General features: G+C 40.8%; 19 protein-coding genes. 6 read left to right on the top strand and 13 right to left on the bottom strand.

The features are described from left to right. Positions 1–75: 75 nt before the first annotated feature. Positions 76–993, top strand: a complete 918-nt coding sequence (ctlX, locus tag ABIC84_RS02265; RefSeq protein WP_429262543.1) for a citrulline utilization hydrolase CtlX — start codon at positions 76–78, stop codon at positions 991–993. A 327-nt stretch (positions 994–1320) separates the two neighbouring features. Here ctlX and ABIC84_RS02260 read toward each other — a convergent pair whose 3' ends face one another. The 7 genes from ABIC84_RS02260 to ABIC84_RS02230 all read right to left on the bottom strand — a co-directional run bounded on the left by ABIC84_RS02260 (position 1321) and on the right by ABIC84_RS02230 (position 6178). Continuing rightward, positions 1321–1842, bottom strand: a complete 522-nt coding sequence (locus ABIC84_RS02260) for a tetratricopeptide repeat protein (protein ID WP_090527040.1) — start codon at positions 1840–1842, stop codon at positions 1321–1323. 342 nt (positions 1843–2184) lie between these two features. Next, the gene (locus ABIC84_RS02255) at positions 2185–2430 is read right to left on the bottom strand and encodes a hypothetical protein (RefSeq protein ID WP_091162656.1); all 246 of its coding nucleotides are present in this window, start codon (positions 2428–2430) and stop codon (positions 2185–2187) included. Between the two features lie 34 nt (positions 2431–2464). Further along, a complete protein-coding gene (locus ABIC84_RS02250) occupies positions 2465–3214 on the bottom strand; it encodes an ABC transporter ATP-binding protein (RefSeq protein ID WP_429262542.1) in 750 nt (249 codons plus the stop codon). Then, positions 3211–4080, bottom strand: coding sequence for an ABC transporter permease (locus ABIC84_RS02245; protein WP_426586896.1), 870 nt, complete (start codon positions 4078–4080; stop codon positions 3211–3213). Before ABIC84_RS02245 ends, ABIC84_RS02250 begins: the two co-directional genes overlap by 4 nt. After that, entirely contained in the window at positions 4081–5055 is a 975-nt protein-coding gene (locus ABIC84_RS02240) for an ABC transporter substrate-binding protein (RefSeq protein ID WP_426586894.1), read from the bottom strand. 248 nt (positions 5056–5303) lie between these two features. Next, complete coding sequence (locus tag ABIC84_RS02235; protein WP_426586892.1) at positions 5304–5948, bottom strand: HAD family hydrolase; 645 nt, start codon at positions 5946–5948, stop codon at positions 5304–5306. Positions 5949–6019: 71 nt separating this feature from the next. Further along, complete coding sequence (locus tag ABIC84_RS02230; protein ID WP_429262541.1) at positions 6020–6178, bottom strand: hypothetical protein; 159 nt, start codon at positions 6176–6178, stop codon at positions 6020–6022. 253 nt (positions 6179–6431) lie between these two features. Between ABIC84_RS02230 and ABIC84_RS02225 the strand changes: the two genes are divergently transcribed. Next, positions 6432–6734: a hypothetical protein gene (locus ABIC84_RS02225; protein ID WP_426586888.1), complete on the top strand. Its 303-nt coding sequence runs from the start codon at positions 6432–6434 to the stop codon at positions 6732–6734. A 79-nt stretch (positions 6735–6813) separates the two neighbouring features. On the opposite strand, the gene ABIC84_RS02220 is transcribed toward ABIC84_RS02225, so the two are convergent. The 5 genes from ABIC84_RS02220 to ABIC84_RS02200 all read right to left on the bottom strand — a co-directional run bounded on the left by ABIC84_RS02220 (position 6814) and on the right by ABIC84_RS02200 (position 11502). Continuing rightward, positions 6814–6966, bottom strand: coding sequence for a hypothetical protein (locus ABIC84_RS02220; RefSeq protein ID WP_426586886.1), 153 nt, complete (start codon positions 6964–6966; stop codon positions 6814–6816). A gap of 165 nt (positions 6967–7131) precedes the next feature. Next, positions 7132–7539 carry a DUF983 domain-containing protein gene (locus tag ABIC84_RS02215; RefSeq protein WP_091162649.1) on the bottom strand — a complete coding sequence of 136 codons (408 nt, stop codon included), beginning with the start codon at positions 7537–7539 and terminating at the stop codon, positions 7132–7134. Between the two features lie 4 nt (positions 7540–7543). Beyond that, complete coding sequence (locus ABIC84_RS02210) at positions 7544–8428, bottom strand: helix-turn-helix domain-containing protein (protein ID WP_426586884.1); 885 nt, start codon at positions 8426–8428, stop codon at positions 7544–7546. Positions 8429–8518: 90 nt separating this feature from the next. After that, positions 8519–10276: an ATP-binding protein gene (locus ABIC84_RS02205; protein ID WP_426586882.1), complete on the bottom strand. Its 1758-nt coding sequence runs from the start codon at positions 10274–10276 to the stop codon at positions 8519–8521. A 275-nt stretch (positions 10277–10551) separates the two neighbouring features. Next, positions 10552–11502, bottom strand: a complete 951-nt coding sequence (locus tag ABIC84_RS02200) for an aldo/keto reductase (RefSeq protein WP_429262540.1) — start codon at positions 11500–11502, stop codon at positions 10552–10554. A gap of 151 nt (positions 11503–11653) precedes the next feature. On the opposite strand from ABIC84_RS02200, the gene hscA reads away from it, so the two are divergent. From hscA to ABIC84_RS02180, 4 genes are all read left to right on the top strand, one after another. After that, positions 11654–13510: a Fe-S protein assembly chaperone HscA gene (gene hscA, locus ABIC84_RS02195; protein WP_429262539.1), complete on the top strand. Its 1857-nt coding sequence runs from the start codon at positions 11654–11656 to the stop codon at positions 13508–13510. A 37-nt stretch (positions 13511–13547) separates the two neighbouring features. Next, a complete protein-coding gene (locus ABIC84_RS02190; protein WP_429262538.1) occupies positions 13548–14540 on the top strand; it encodes a hypothetical protein in 993 nt (330 codons plus the stop codon). Positions 14541–14604: 64 nt separating this feature from the next. Then, a complete protein-coding gene (locus ABIC84_RS02185) occupies positions 14605–14844 on the top strand; it encodes a hypothetical protein (protein ID WP_429262537.1) in 240 nt (79 codons plus the stop codon). Continuing rightward, the gene (locus ABIC84_RS02180) at positions 14844–15137 is read left to right on the top strand and encodes a type II toxin-antitoxin system RelE/ParE family toxin (RefSeq protein WP_429262536.1); all 294 of its coding nucleotides are present in this window, start codon (positions 14844–14846) and stop codon (positions 15135–15137) included. The genes ABIC84_RS02185 and ABIC84_RS02180 overlap by 1 nt, the downstream gene beginning before the upstream one ends. A gap of 46 nt (positions 15138–15183) precedes the next feature. Here the strand turns inward: ABIC84_RS02180 and ABIC84_RS02175 are convergent, their stop codons facing one another. Next, the gene (locus ABIC84_RS02175) at positions 15184–15471 is read right to left on the bottom strand and encodes a hypothetical protein (protein ID WP_090527010.1); all 288 of its coding nucleotides are present in this window, start codon (positions 15469–15471) and stop codon (positions 15184–15186) included. Between the last annotated feature and the right edge of the window lie 44 nt (positions 15472–15515).

Genomic DNA, 15515 nt, shown 5'->3' with positions numbered 1-15515 from the left:
TTGGGGCATTAAGTCATTGCTTCGCATGATTTAAAAAAAATGACTCAATGACCTAATGAAATAATGACAAAAACCATGAGTCAATCAACATCACATATATTAATGATCCGCCCGGTTAATTTCGGGTTTAACGAGGAAACCGCTGCAAGCAATGCTTTCCAAAACCCTGATGCCGAAAAAAATGGCGTACAGGAAAAAGCCTTGAGTGAGTTTAATAGTATGGTTAGCATTTTGCGCCATAATGGTGTAGATGTTACCGTTGTAGATGACACCCCACAGCCCTATACGCCCGATTCGATATTTCCTAACAACTGGGTATCTTTTCACAATGATGGCGGCGTTTTCCTTTACCCCATGCAGGCCGAAAACCGCCGGCTTGAACGCAGGGAAGATATCATAACTGACCTGGAGGATAAATTTAAAGTAGCCCATGTAATTGACCTAAGCCGTTTTGAGCATGACCACCGCTTTTTGGAAGGTACCGGCAGCATGGTGCTTGACAGGGACAATAAGATAGCATACGCCTGTTTGTCTCCTCGTACCGATAAAGAAGTCCTTAATTACTTCTGTGAGCAATCGGGTTATCAGCCCATTAGTTTTGAAGCTGTAGATGAAAAAGGCAAAGCTATATATCACACCAATGTGCTGATGTGCATCGGCAGCCGGTTCGCGGTAATCTGTTTGGATAGTATCCCTAACCCGCACGAAAGGATAACGGTTATCGAATCGTTAAAATCATCGCACAAAGAAATTATTGAAATCACTTTTGAGCAGATGAACCAGTTTGCGGGCAATATGCTGGAGGTGAAGAACAAAGCCGGTGATACTTTGATCGTGATGTCGCAAAATGCTTTCAGCGTTTTGACTGAAGCGCAGCGTTCCGCTTTACAACAGTATGGAGAGCTGGTTTATACTGATATCAATACCATTGAAACTAATGGCGGCGGCAGCGCGAGGTGCATGATGGCTGAGGTGCATTTACCGGCTATTTAAATTCATCTATTAACAGCGTACAACGCTATCAGATACTTGAAGAGGAAAACAATCACAGCTACAACTGCGAGTAATAACAATTGCTTCACTAAATATTTAGGCATGGCTAAATCACGATTAAGATGTAAAGAGGACAATTTAATTAATACAACGCAATTTATAGCCTCTGCACATTTTTCACAAAAATTGTGTCTTTATTGTATAACAGCAACTTACGACAATAGCTTATCTTTAAACATACGTTATTAATTATGATTTTTTTCTAACGAACAAGCCCCTTTATTAGGGGCTTGTTCGTTAAGTATCCAATTAAACAGCTATTTAAGTTTATTCTGTAATGAAATAGAGGTAAGCCTGTTTTTGCTTCATTTTTGAGCGTACGCGTTTAAAACTATCTTCAATGTCTTTACGCTCGTCTTTTTCGGTCACTTCCATAAAGGCTTCCTGGTAATAACCTAAGGATTTATTCCAGTCCTTTTGCTTTTCATAAAATAAACCAAGCAGCTCAAAGGTGCGGGCCTTGTTCACTCCCGGTGTGGTTAAAGCCTGGGCCGAAATTGTTGAAACCAGCTTATCCATTCCCAGGAATACTACCAGGTCAAGATAATGGGTATAATTATCCGGAAAAGATGGCTCCAGCTCCATACAGGTTTTAAAATGATAACCTGCGGTTTGGTAATCCTGGATCTTGTAATAGTAGATCATCCCCAACTGGTAATGTGCCCTTGCAAAAAATGGCTCATCTGTAATGATCTGGTTTAATATGTTTAAGCCCTTAGGTGTCTCTCCGAACGATAGTTCATCAACAGCCTGGAGGTACTTTTCTTCTATTGAATAATAATTGTCCATATAAAATTTCAAATTCAGTTAAGCTTACGTTTATGTAAGGCTTAATGTTATACTAATGTGGTAAATGCAGGATCGGTTCGGGTGCTTCAAAAGCACTACACCGGAGTAGAGAAGAGAATTATCGACACAAAACCCTTCTGCTGTGACACCATGGGCCACATTATTGTTGAGCAGATTGATTTATTAAACAGCATCGGTTTGTACTTTATGAATACAAACTTACAATTATTGAACGAGAAAAGCAAGAGAGGAAGTGTTCATGCACAGCCCAATACCCTGTGCATGAGGTTTATTGACTTTATATGACTTGAAAAAGCAATGTGAAAAAATAGCAGCCTAAAATCAAGCTGCTATTGCGTTTTGTTTAACTGCCTCAATCAGGAAGTTGTTTTTTAATTCTTTTTCAGAGATCATGACGCTGAAATCATCAAACTTAACGCCGTGTTCAAGCGGGTAAAGTACATAGCCGCGTTTAAGGGCATCATATGCGCCAAGTTCAAATATTTCGTCGTGCTTTTTGCCTTTTATTTTCGCACCGCTTACTAACTGGTAAGCGTCGGATATGGTTTCAAAATTATTATTTTTCATAGTACGGGTAGCTATACAATTACTTTGCCAATTTTTATGCAAACCAGTCGAACAAGTCGCTTTGTTTTAAAGAAGCTTTGCTCGCGTCAGATAAGTCGTTAATAATCAACCCCTCGCCCATTTGTATTATTCGTGTGCCATAATTAAAAGCGTCCCTTAAATTATGCGTGATGAATACAGCCGTCAGGTTAAAATCACGGATCAGTGTATCAGCCGTCCGCATTACTACATCGGCCGAACGTGGGTCGAGGGCTGCCGTGGGTTCATCGAGCAGTAAAACCTTGCAACTGTCCATTACGCTCATCAACAGGGTAAGCGCCTGCCGTTGTCCTCCGGATAAGGTGCCCATCGGCTGGTCTATCTTATCCTGCAAGCCCATACTAAGGCCGGCTACTTTTTCCTGCACCTGTTTTTTAAAAAAATCGTTTACCCCAACGGATAAACCTTTTCTTTTTGTGCGGATCGATGCCAACCGAAAATTATCTAAAATACTAAGATCTGGCGCAGTACCACTCAAAGGGTTTTGGAATACCCTCGCGATCCATTGACTGCGTTTATAATCAGGCAGTTTGGTTACATCGACGCCATCAATGCTTATTGCACCCTTATCAGGCAATACACTGCCGGCAATTAAATTAAGCAAGGTGGTTTTGCCTGAGCCATTCGAACCAACGATCACCAAAAATTCACCGCTTTGTATCTCCAGCGTAACGCCATTAACCGCGTTTACCTGGTTAGCCTTACCTTTATTAAATATCTTATGTATGTCGGTTATCGTTATCATGATGATCTTAATAAAGATAAACGCGGCAGGCTTACAATTACCAGCACAAAACCGGCAGTTACTATTTTAAGTAATTTAGGATCGACACCTACCGAAAGGGTAACCGCCAATACCAGCTGAAATATCACCGCCCCTGCTAATACCAATACCAGGCTTAACCATACCGAGGTAAGTTTAAACCAATTGATCAATGTTTCGGCTATGATCACCGATCCTAACCCTACTATTACAATTCCAATGCCCATGCTGATATCTGCAAAACCCTGGAACTGGGCTACCAGGTAACCGCTCAAAGCCGTGAGCGCGTTGGCCAAAGCCAGCCCGGTGATTTTCATCCTGTCGGTATTTACACCTAACGAACGAATCATTGATTCACTGTTACCTGTAGCCCGCATGGCTATACCAAAATCCGTTTTGAGCAGGTAGCCGATCAAAAAAGTGATCACGATAACAAAAATGGCCAGGATCCAGAATGTATTTTGATTGGGATCGCCCACAATATTTACTATAGTAAATAACGAAGGCAAATTGATAAGCGGTAAATTCGACCGGCCTAAAACAGTAAGGTTAACCGAGTAAAGTGCTGTCATGACCAGGATGCCGGCCAGCAGTGCATTAATCTTTAATTTGGTATGGATAATACCGGTAAGCGCGCCCGCTGTTCCTCCTGCCAAAATAACGGCAGGTAAAATAACATAGGTGGGCTGATGATTGGTCAACAATACAGCAGTTACCACACCACCAAGCGTATAAGTGCCATCGGTAGTGATATCCGGAATATTAAAGATCTTCATGGATATATAGATCCCCAGCGCTATGGCCGAAAAGCATAGGCCTTGCAGTAAAGCGGTAAGGTAAAAATCCATTTATTTTACAGGCTCAAAATTTGGCGGAATGGTAATATTGTATTTTTTAGCAGCAGCCGGGTTATATACCCTCTTTCTGATCTTTACCATTTCAGGCTGCAGGCCATCGGTTTTATGGGTTTTAAGAAATTGGGCTGCCTGCTCCCCTGCCTGGTATCCCCATTGATAAATATCAGCCCCAAAAGCAGCTACGGCGCCTCGTTGCACTAAGCCTGCTTCGCTTGTAAAAATCGGGATGTTTTTTTGATTACAGTTTTTCAGGATGGTTTCAAAAGATGCAAAAACGGTATTATCCGGATTAGCAAAAAAGGCGTCGATGTTTTTACTTAGCAGCGACTGCGTAACCAACTGCGCATCGGCAGATGTATTTAACGGAAGCGCTACAATATCAACATTCAAGCCCGCGGCCAATGTTTTAATACGGGTTAAGGCATCTGCCGATTGCGGTTCCGACTGGTTATAGATCATCCCGATAACCAGCTTCGCGCCTTTGGGCTTAAGCAGCTTGGGGATGATACTGAACGAAGTATCAATATAATTAAGATCCTCTACCGCGCCAAAAAGGTTGGCAGGAGCTTTACCGTTGGCATCAACAACCTTCATACGTTCGGCAGTTGGCGATACCATAGCAAAAACCGGGATATATTTTGTTTTTTGAAGCGCCGTTACGGTTGACAGCGTTGTACACGTTGCCAGCAGGTTAACACTATCAGTAACAAAGTGGTTAACTATCTGTGTAAGCGTTGGGATATCGCCCTGGGCATTGCTGTACTCAATCTGCACGGTTTTCTTTTCTTCGCTGAAACCATTTTTGCTCAGGGCATCTGTAAAACCTTTACGGGCCTGAGATATGGTGGCATCTTCAAAAGCATCAACAAAACCAACTACAGGCACCTGCATTGATTTGGTTTTGGGTTTACAGGATACAAAAAAAACAAGTAATATGGCTACCGGCAGATATTTGATAAACTTCATTTTACTAAATTAACTTTTTAGCAGTAAAGCTGAAAGTACAAAGGCAAAAGCCGAAAATTGTTTTACAATAGGATTATCATTATACGAAAGCTTACAGCGGAACGCACAAAGCCAAAAGCCAACGATCCGATTACCAAGTCGTTTAATTATATATAATACTTGATAGCATGTATATTATTGACTGCATTACCTTTCCAGGCAATTGGCCTAACAACTATTCAAACCCAATGTGATAAAAACACATAAGTTTAAAGCAGCTCTTTAAGCTCGGCAAAGTTACTGATGGTTGCTACCATGCCATCGGGTACAACGCCAAAACCATAATTTGCAAAAATAAAAGGTACACCGGCTTGCTTGGCGGCATTATAATCACCCATGGTATCACCTACGTAAACCGGGGCTTTCAATTGGTGATCGTTAACCACATCTTTGATATTATCGGCCTTAGGGTTTCCTTTTGTGCCAAAGCACTGGTGTCCAAGAAAATGACCATGCAATTGGTTCAGATCCAAAAACAGTTCGATGTAACCATTTTGGCAATTGCTTACAATATAAAGCTTATAGTTTGCGGCAAGATATTTAAGCGTTTCTTCTAACCCGGGGTACAGCTCCCCTCCTTTGGTATGTAATATTTCCAGCTCACTTACAGCACAAAGTGATTGTACTTCTTTACGTTGCTCTGCATTAAGCTCAGGGAATAATTTATCAAAAATGGCGTCATAGGTCATCCCTGTGATCGAACGCACACGTTCCTGCGTCATTTCCTCTTTAATATATTCTACCTTACTGATAGCCGCCTGCCATGCAAGGGCCACATTAGCGGTACTATCCCAAAGGGTACCATCAAGATCAAAAATTATGCTGTCGTATTTGTTTTTAAGCGAGTTATTCATATCGCCGGCAAAAATAAGTTTTTTTACCCCTGCCGGCTATCACATTGATGTTAATTTATAAAGGAAAATGGTCATTGCGCAGCAATTACCATTTTCAAATTATTGAAAGTATCGGCAATATAAACTTTTCCTGCGTCAACAGCCAGCCCGTAAGGAACCGAAAAGCTTGCTTTGGAACTCTTTCCATCTGCCAGGTCCCGAAAAGACCGTACCTGCAATTGCCGAAACATTATCGAATGCATCAACACCCGTTATGAAGCGACCACAAGGTAAAAGGTTTTAATTTTTTTTAAAGAAATATCAACGTTATATCAAATTTTCTTTCTACATTTAACTATTCACCTGTGTCTATTAAAAATTGCGTAAAACTACGTACGCAAAACGGTGAAATCCCTGATTACTTTTTATATAGCGTTGGTTATTTTTGGAGCATAATATGTTTCTGAACATCCGGAGGCATCTTTTAAAACTTATACCTTGCTTATGAAATTATTTTACCATTTTCTTGTTTTGGTTGCAGCATCTCTAATTTTGGTAGCTTGTGCCAATATGTTTGCCTCAACACCCGAAAAAAAATTCGACAAACCTGCGCAACGCAGCGGCATCTACTTAGGCAAAGATTCATTGTATAATTCAGAAATAAACACCCGGCTCACATTCTCGGATTCTTATTACTATGATGTTTTAAACCGATATGCGATCGGCAGCCACCAGGCCTGGCACAAAATCAATAACAATTTATTTTTTGCTGCAAATTACCTGGGCCTTAACCCAATCGAAAAGTAATTTAGTTTAATAGTTAGTTAATTAGTTAGAAACAGTTGTAAACAGTCGCCGCAAAACGCTCCGACTGTTTTTTTTATGATCAGAATTTGGGAAATGAGCCCAGGCCAAAAAATATCGCGAATAAAGGAATAGCCAGCAAAAAGTATGCTTTTGCCAATTGCTTGTCATCGGCATTCCCTACTACAAATACATTATATAGATCGGCTTTCAGTGATTTAAGTTTCGCTTTCATGATAATAGATTTTAAGTGATTATAAATAGCTTAATTTCAAATACTTATTTAATTTATATAAATCAAGCTTGTTATTATTATGACTGTAGCTGCAGGTTTTGGTTTAAATGAAAATGCCCTTAATTTTTCAATCAAGGGCATCTGTATGTATCTCAGTCAATTAAATTATTTCGTTTTATCCTCGCTCATCTCCGGATGATAATGTAAGCCCGGTGTAAGCCAGTGCAAAAGCATCACTCTTGAATACCTGAAATTAAATGGCGCTAAAACTACCGCTACACCTAAAATAATAGTTACATACAACCAGGGGTTACTGCTACCTGTTAAAACGCTGATAGCAACTGCCAGTGTAACCATCTCGGCAACGTTAAGCGCGTAGCTGGCAAACATCGCCACATAAAAATAGCCTGGTTCACGCTCATACACCAGGCCGCAGTGTGAACACGTTTTATGCATCTCCTGTCCTTTAAATTCATACATGCCGGTAGCAAACAGGTCGCCGCGCCTGCAACGCGGACATTTGGCGTTTACAAAGGCAGACCAGGCGGATAATTTATATTTAGGGGTTTCCATAATGTTATGATTTATTGTTTAAGGTTTTTTTTCTGAACTCTTCGGGGGTAATGCCCTCAATTTTTTTAAAGAACTTGGTAAAATAGGAGTTATCGCTAAAATTAAGGTTAAAAGCAATCTCGCTGATATTAAGCTTCGGATTAGTTAATAGTCTTTTTGCTTCAAGCAAAGTACGGTTACGGATCACCTCTCCTGCCGACAGGCCAAGTACATCTTTACATACCGCGTTTAAATGATTGGGGGTGATATAAAGCAGTTCTGCATAATCTTTAGGGAGCTTCACATCGATATAATGCTGCTCAATCAGTTTTTGAAAGTTGCGGATCAGGGTTTGATTATAACCCTGTTTCCCGAAGTTATCAGCCTTTCCCCCGCAACGGCTTATGAGGATAAATATCTGCAGCATAAGTAGTTTAACCATATCGCTGCCTAAAGCGGCCGGTTTTTCAACCTCGGCTAATATTTTCTCAAAAAGGGAAATTATCACCGATAACTGATCCGCTGGTAAATCAATCACTTCATCCTTCGGGTTACCGTTCAAAAAGAAAAAATTGTCAAAATACCCCGACCGCAATAAAAACGATTGGATAAAGGAGCTTGAAAAGTTAATAATATAACCATCGATAAAACCTTCAAAATCCCATGAATGCACCTGACCAGGAATCATAAAGTAAATCTGACCCGGTTTTACCTCAAAGCTTTCAAAATCTATGGTATGCGAACCACCACCATCAGTAAACAATACCAGGTGGTAAAACGAGTGGCGGTGCGGAAAGAAAAGGTTTTTGTGGGCATCCAGGTAAGGCGCAAACCTGCTGATCAGGACCTCATCCTGCTTTATATCATCGGCAAGTGTGCAAATATCAATTGTTGGAATGCTTTGTAACATATTACAAAACTACACACAATACTATCTTCCTTAATGGTACTATTTTTATTTTGTATGGTACTAATCAACGATTGACAAATTTTTGATAAATCAAGTCCATTTTTGGATGATATCTTCCAAACGCTCAAAAGTAAAAGGTTTACTTACAAAATCTTTCATACCGGCTTGGGTGCATTCACGCTCATTTTCGCTAAGCACATTGGCTGTCATGGCAATAATAGGCGGAGCGCCTTCACCGTGCTTGGTTAATATATGGCGGGTAGCCTGTAAACCATCCATTTCGGGCATTTGAATGTCCATAAATATCAAATCGTAGTTACACTGCTCAACCATATTTACAGCGGCCAATCCGTTTTCGGCAATATCAATATTATAACCAACCTTTTTAAAAATCTTACTGGCTATCAACTGGTTCATTTTATTATCCTCCGCTAATAAAATGCGTAACGGACGGTATTGAAAAGCTTCCTTTTCATCTTGCTGCATCTCCGGTTCGGTAATGCCATGCGTAACATGTAAGGGCAAGGTAAAGCTAAATAATGAACCCTGGGCTTCCTTACTTTCTACCCAGATCCTGCCGTGCATCATCTCTACAAGTTTTTTGCAGATGGATAAGCCCAGCCCCGTGCCGCCGTATTTGCGCAAAGCTGTAGTATTTACCTGCGTAAATGGTTTAAATAACTGTGCTAATGCCTCTTCACTTATCCCAATACCATCATCTTTGATACTAAAGGTTATGTCCTGGACGTTGCTCCTGATCTCAGATGCCGTGACGCGTAAACTTACCGAACCTTCGTCGGTAAACTTAATGGCATTTCCGATCAAATTAACCAGGATTTGCTGAAGCCTGCCCTCATCTGCAATTACATAATTTGCCACATTAGCATCAACATCATAGGTTAAGCTTAGGGCTTTGTGAAGGGAAGTAATGGCCGGTTCGGTAATTTCAATAACTGTTTTTATGCAGTTACGCAAATGCGTTGAAACCGGGTGAAGGACCAGTTTATCGGCTTCGATCTTTGAAATATCAAGAATATCACTAATGATGTTGATCAATAAATTACTGCTCGATTGCAAAGTTTGAAGCAGTTCCTGCTGCTCGGGCTGTAAATTAGTACGTGATAGCAATTGGGCGGTACCGATGATACCGTTAAGAGGTGTGCGAATTTCGTGGCTCATATTGGCCAGAAAGTTCGATTTGGCAAACGTAGCCGCCTCAGCCTGGTCACGTGAGGCCGAAAGCTCAATTTGTGAAGCTTGTAACTCTTCACTTTTACGAACCAGGTCACACTTATCGGTTTCGTGACTTTTTTTAATAAAACCTACAAGCAGCCCAACAGTCAATATGTTTACTACAGCCGAAGTGATGAGGTCAGATTCCTTTGACGCGGTACTATCATAAGCCTGTACTAAACCCGGAAAACGTTTTTCAATAGAGTAGCACCCTAAAAATATAGCTATTAACGCGCCAATAAAAATATAATGGTATCGCTTTTTTACAAGCAGGGTTATAAGTACAATAAAAAAAACTCCCGAAAGCGTTGTTGATCCCGTGATACCGCCATTGTAAAACCAGCCCGGAATAATTGCGGCCAACCCTAAGCAAATGTAAATGAGGGTTGCATCCTCTTTGTACTTTACGAACCTGCTCCTGTAAAAAGCCCAGCCCGACATCAGTATCACAAAAAGCTCCACAAGCTCAAGCTTATAACTTAAGCCTAAAAACAAATTGCAGATTAGCGAAAAAACGCTGCTGACACAAATGAATAATGAGAGCGCATTAAACAGCTTATTCTCCAGCGACAAATCAGGCATCCCGTAGCCAATAATCCGCTTCAGCTTTTCCATTTAAAATAAAAAATTAATTAGAGAGAACTCTTTATACTCAAAAACAGGGAGTTCGGTTTAGTAAATAAACTATTTTTTAGGAAATATTTAAAACTTTAGTGTTTAAAAAAGTAAAAAACAGGATATTATTGTTTAATAATTAATTTAAAAAATCAATGTAATTATTAAGTAATCCAAAGTAAGTGATTGGAATGCTAATCAGGCAACTAAAAGCAAACAGCGCAGCTTTCATTTAAAAAGCGCGCTGTTATATATAGTGAAATATAAATTAATATTTAATAAACACTGGCGATATTCAGCATTTCAATAGCTTCATTATTTAATTTCAAAGCAGCTGATTCCACAAGATCATTAAGCTGCTCCAAACTGGTGGCACTAACAATAGGTGCTGTAATACCGGGCCTCGCAATTAACCACGCCAGTGCAATTGCCGACTGACTGGTTTGATACTGCCCGGCAAGGTCGTCCAGGGCTTTTAATATCCTGTAGCCTCTTTGGTTAAGATATTTCTTAACCATCCCCGCGCGGCTGCTTCCCTTCAGGTCGGCTTCCGAACGGTATTTGCCGCTTAAAAAACCGCTGGCCAACGAAAAATAACTGATCACCCCAAGGTTTTGCTCTTTAATAAAGGGCTCGTAAGTGGTTTCATATTTTTCCCTGTCGAACAGGTTATATTCGGGCTGAAGCGTTTGATAAGCTATCAGGCCTTCTTCAATACTCGTTTTGAGCGACTCATGCAAACGTTCGACAGACATATTGGAAGTACCTATAGCCCTCACCTTACCATCCTGCACCAGTTGATCATAAGCACGCAGGGTTTCTTCAACCGGGGTTGAGGGATCGTCGTAATGGGTTTGATACAAATCAATGTAATCGGTTTGCAAGCGCTTTAATGAAGCCTCGGCCGATTTAATAATGTAATCCTTTTTAAGCCCTTTGCTACCCGAATCCATTTCGGCCCCTACTTTAGTGGCTATAACTACTTTATCGCGTTTGCCGCTTTGCCTAAGCCAGTTACCAATTTCGGTTTCCGACTCGCCGCCTTTATTGCCCTCAACCCAGCGCGAGTAAACATCAGCGGTATCGATAGTATTAAACCCGGCATCTACAAATGCATCCAATAAAAGGGCTGTATCTTTACCTTTAACAGTCCACCCAAACACATTGCCGCCAAAAACCAATGGCGCTGTATATAGTTCAGATTTGCCCAATTCACGCTTTTCCATATGTGATTATTTTTTATAAAAAGATGAATTAAGCTGTATTTGTTTGTCAGCTATATGAAATAACCTGGCGCTTATTTGTAATAAAACTGAATTAAAAACGACAATGCATCGCTTAAAACTAAGTACATTTGCCCTTTGTTAACTTAATATAATGGCTAAAGTTTCTATCAACCTGGCAACAGGCTCATTACAAAAAGAAGAGATCATTGTAGGCATCGATCTGGGTACCACCAACTCGCTGGTAGCATTCATTAATCCTGATAAAAATCCGCAGGTAATTAATGATGCCGGTAAAGGTGTATTGGTTCCATCTGTAGTTCATTTTGGCGATGCCGGCGATGTGCTGGTAGGTAATGAGGCAAAAGAATTCCTGATAACCGATCCTCAAAACACCATTTTTTCGGTTAAACGTTTGCTGGGCCGCAGTTACCACGATATTGAAAACTACAAAGACTTTTTTAGCTATAAAGTAATTGATGATGATACCGAAAGCCTGGTAAAGATCAAGGTAGGTGATAAATTTTACACCCCTATCGAGCTATCGGCCCAGATATTGAAAGAACTTAAGGCACGCGCCGAACATGCCCTTAAAACCCCGGTTAACCGTGCGGTGATCACTGTTCCGGCATACTTTAATGATTCGCAGCGCCAGGCCACCCGTGATGCTGGCAAACTTGCAGGGCTTGACGTGTTGCGGATAGTTAACGAACCCACTGCGGCAAGTTTAGCTTATGGCATAGGCCTCAACCCCGAAGAAACAAAAACCATAGCTGTTTATGACCTTGGCGGCGGCACCTTTGATGTATCCATATTGCAAATACAAAACGGCATTTTTGAGGTACTATCTACCAATGGCGATACTTTTTTAGGCGGTGACGATTTCGACCGCATTATTGTTGATTACTGGATTGAGAAAAACCAGCTTAATAAAGCCGAAGTACTTGCCAATACCGAACTGGCGCAGCAATTACGCTTAAAAGCTGAAGAAGCAAAAAAAGCCTTCGCACATCAAAGCCTGGTTAATGATAAAATAGGCGATATCTGGTGTACGCTTGACCGCACTACTTTTGAAGAACTGATATTACCTAAAGTACAGCAAACCATCACCAGTTGCCAAAACGCGCTCAAGGATGCTAAACTAACCATCGACCAGATTGATAAAGTAGTTATGGTAGGCGGCTCAACACGTACTGCTTTAGTTAAACGGATGGTTGCTGAGTTTTTCGGTCGCCCGGTGCATGATGATGTCAACCCGGATGAGGTGGTTGCTTTGGGCGCAGCTATACAGGCCGATATTTTAGCCGGTAACCGCAAGGATATCTTATTACTTGATGTTACTCCCCTATCCCTGGGCATTGAAACTATGGGCGGCCTGATGGATGTGATCATCCCCCGAAATTCTAAAGTGCCAACCAAAGGCGGCAGGCAATATACGACATCAATAGACGGACAGGTAAACATGAAAATTGCCGTTTACCAGGGTGAGCGCGATCTGATCAAAGAAAACCGTAAACTCGCCGAGTTTGATTTAAAAGGCATCCCTTCCATGCCTGCAGGTTTCCCTAAAGTTGATATTAACTTTTTATTAAATGCCGACGGCATCCTAACCATACAGGCCATCGAACTACGTTCGGGCGTAAAGCAGGAGGTTGAAGTAAAACCAACCTATGGCATTACCGACGAACAGGTGGAACAAATGCTGATGGACAGCATTACCCACGCCAAAGATGATGTAAATCAGCGGATGCTTATTGAGGCGCGCACTGAAGGCGAACAAATGGTATATACCGTTGAACGCTTCCTTCAAAAAAATGCCGACTACGTTTCCGTTACCGAAATTGCGGATACCACCAAACTTGTTCAGAAACTGAAAGAGGCCCTCACCAGCGGCGATAAAGACCTGATTTTAAAAACGATTGATGAGGTTAACGAGTTCACCCGTCCGTTTGCCGAACGCTTGATGGATCAGGCAATAAGTACAGCTATGAAGGGCAAAAGTATAGAATAGGCACAGATATTGCTCATTAAGTCAAAAATCTTAAAATTTGAAAAGGACAATTTCTGCTTTAGCCCTGTTTATTTTTATTGCCGTTGCTAATACGGCCTGTTCTACAACCCGCAAACATTTCCGCGATACGTCGGCAAGGTCATTCATGCTGGATACTTTAAAGTACGATTCGCTGATGAAAAAACTGGCCAACGGTGATAAAAGTGGTCGCTGGCCGGTAAAAACCAAAGAATATCCGCTTCCCGGAGCTATTTTACCATTTAACCGCATTGTAGCGTTTTATGGTAACCTCTATTCAAAAAACATGGGCGTGCTGGGCCAATACCCACGCAAAACCATGCTCAATAAATTAAAGGAAGAGGTAAAGAACTGGGAAAAGGCTGATACAGCTACTAACGTGGTACCGGCCTTACATTATATCTGCGTAACGGCCCAGGCCGATGCCGGTCGTAATGGCCTGCATAATCTGCGGATGCCTTTTAGCCAGATAGATACCGTGATTAGCTGGGCAAAAAGCATCAACGCACTTGTGTTTTTAGATATCCAGGTTGGCTTCAGCACAGTACAAACCGAATTGCCTTTATTAGAGAAATACATGAAGATGCCAAACGTTCATTTAGGCATCGACCCGGAATTTTCTATGAAGGAAGGCAGTGTGCCCGGCAAACGCATAGGTACCTTTGATGCCGATGATATTAACTACGTAACCGGCTACCTGGCCAAACTGGCAAAAAAGAATGATCTCCCACCTAAAATATTTGTTGTACACCGCTTTACCAAACGCATGGTAACCAACTATAAGGATATTAAATTACGTCCCGAAGTACAGGTAGTGATGGATATGGATGGTTGGGGTGGCCCGGAACTTAAAAAAAGCACTTACAAATATTTTATTTCAGAAGAGCCTGTACAGTTTACAGGGTTTAAGCTATTCTATAAAAACGATATTAAAAACGTACCTCACAGGATGCTTACACCTAAGGAAGTGTTAAGTCTGAAGCCTGCCCCTATTTATATTCAGTACCAGTAATATAAGCTACCTCTGCCAATAAAACACACTATCAGACTTTCATGTAAATTTCTTAAATTTGTTTATGAGCGTATTGGTAAACACACAAAATGAACAGCAGGAAAAAGTGCTATTAGCATTTTTAGACAGTCTGCATTATAGTTATCAATCAGGAATTGACGATAAAGCAGAGGAAGCAACGGCCGCGTTCATCGATAATTATAACAAAGAAATAGAACAGGCAGACGCCGAAATTGAAGCTGGCAACTACATTAAGCACGATGATGTTGAGCATTTTTTTCAAAAAAGAAGAAAAGCGCTTTAATGGAAATCAAGTGGAATAAATTAGCTGTTAAGCAGTTAGTGGACGCTATTCAATATTTAGAAGAAAACGAGTTTTCAGATTATGCCGAAAGGGTGGAAAAAGATATTATATCCAAAATAAAATCTTTATCCAAAAATTTCGCTTTCTATCAGTTGGATAGACTTAAGAGAAATAACGACGGTAGCTTTTATGCATTTGAGATTGACCATTACAGAATCTCCTTTCGTAAATTACCAAAAGAAATAAGGATTTTGCGGATTCGGCACACAAGCAGGAGGCCATTTACAAGATAACTTATAAAAAGAAAGTCCCCGGTTTCCCGGGGATTTTCTTTTTAACTTATTTTCCTAATGCTTCCTGCTCTTTCAGGGCGGCTATATTATTGCTATTGCTAAAGTTTTCAGTCTGATTAGCAAAATCCTCAAGGATGGCTGCAATAGTATCCAGGTTTTCGGATACGCGCTGGTGCATATCGGGCAGATCTTTTTCAAGGCGTTTATCACCAAGTTCGATATTATCAACTTCTATTTTAGTTAACTTAGCAATAATAGCCTGCTGGCTATTTTTCAAGTCTTCCAGTTCATGGACAATTTTTTCCATCAGTCCAAATTTCTTTAACTTATCCATAATGTGTGGTTTTAAGTATTACTTTACATTTTAACCACACCAAT

The sequence above is a fragment of the Mucilaginibacter sp. 3215 genome, assembly GCF_050433785.1.
Taxonomy (GTDB): Bacteria; Bacteroidota; Bacteroidia; order Sphingobacteriales; family Sphingobacteriaceae; genus Mucilaginibacter.
Note: the sequence above shows the minus strand (reverse complement) of the source record. Positions and strands in the feature narration are given on the sequence as shown.

Bases quoted from the DNA above. Each gene is read 5' to 3' on its own strand.
- ABIC84_RS02260 (WP_090527040.1), bottom strand. From the start codon at position 1,842: ATGGACAATTATTATTCAATAGAAGAAAAGTACCTCCAGGCTGTTGAT.
- ABIC84_RS02220 (WP_426586886.1), bottom strand. From the start codon at position 6,966: ATGAAAGCGAAACTTAAATCACTGAAAGCCGATCTATATAATGTATTT.
- ABIC84_RS02175 (WP_090527010.1), bottom strand. From the start codon at position 15,471: ATGGATAAGTTAAAGAAATTTGGACTGATGGAAAAAATTGTCCATGAA.
- ABIC84_RS02200 (WP_429262540.1), bottom strand. From the start codon at position 11,502: ATGGAAAAGCGTGAATTGGGCAAATCTGAACTATATACAGCGCCATTG.
- ABIC84_RS02255 (WP_091162656.1), bottom strand. From the start codon at position 2,430: ATGAAAAATAATAATTTTGAAACCATATCCGACGCTTACCAGTTAGTA.
- ABIC84_RS02245 (WP_426586896.1), bottom strand. From the start codon at position 4,080: ATGGATTTTTACCTTACCGCTTTACTGCAAGGCCTATGCTTTTCGGCC.
- ctlX (WP_429262543.1), top strand. From the start codon at position 76: ATGAGTCAATCAACATCACATATATTAATGATCCGCCCGGTTAATTTC.
- ABIC84_RS02215 (WP_091162649.1), bottom strand. From the start codon at position 7,539: ATGGAAACCCCTAAATATAAATTATCCGCCTGGTCTGCCTTTGTAAAC.
- ABIC84_RS02205 (WP_426586882.1), bottom strand. From the start codon at position 10,276: ATGGAAAAGCTGAAGCGGATTATTGGCTACGGGATGCCTGATTTGTCG.
- ABIC84_RS02240 (WP_426586894.1), bottom strand. From the start codon at position 5,055: ATGAAGTTTATCAAATATCTGCCGGTAGCCATATTACTTGTTTTTTTT.
- ABIC84_RS02185 (WP_429262537.1), top strand. From the start codon at position 14,605: ATGAGCGTATTGGTAAACACACAAAATGAACAGCAGGAAAAAGTGCTA.
- ABIC84_RS02235 (WP_426586892.1), bottom strand. From the start codon at position 5,948: ATGAATAACTCGCTTAAAAACAAATACGACAGCATAATTTTTGATCTT.
- hscA (WP_429262539.1), top strand. From the start codon at position 11,654: ATGGCTAAAGTTTCTATCAACCTGGCAACAGGCTCATTACAAAAAGAA.
- ABIC84_RS02180 (WP_429262536.1), top strand. From the start codon at position 14,844: ATGGAAATCAAGTGGAATAAATTAGCTGTTAAGCAGTTAGTGGACGCT.
- ABIC84_RS02250 (WP_429262542.1), bottom strand. From the start codon at position 3,214: ATGATAACGATAACCGACATACATAAGATATTTAATAAAGGTAAGGCT.
- ABIC84_RS02225 (WP_426586888.1), top strand. From the start codon at position 6,432: ATGAAATTATTTTACCATTTTCTTGTTTTGGTTGCAGCATCTCTAATT.
- ABIC84_RS02230 (WP_429262541.1), bottom strand. From the start codon at position 6,178: ATGTTTCGGCAATTGCAGGTACGGTCTTTTCGGGACCTGGCAGATGGA.
- ABIC84_RS02210 (WP_426586884.1), bottom strand. From the start codon at position 8,428: ATGTTACAAAGCATTCCAACAATTGATATTTGCACACTTGCCGATGAT.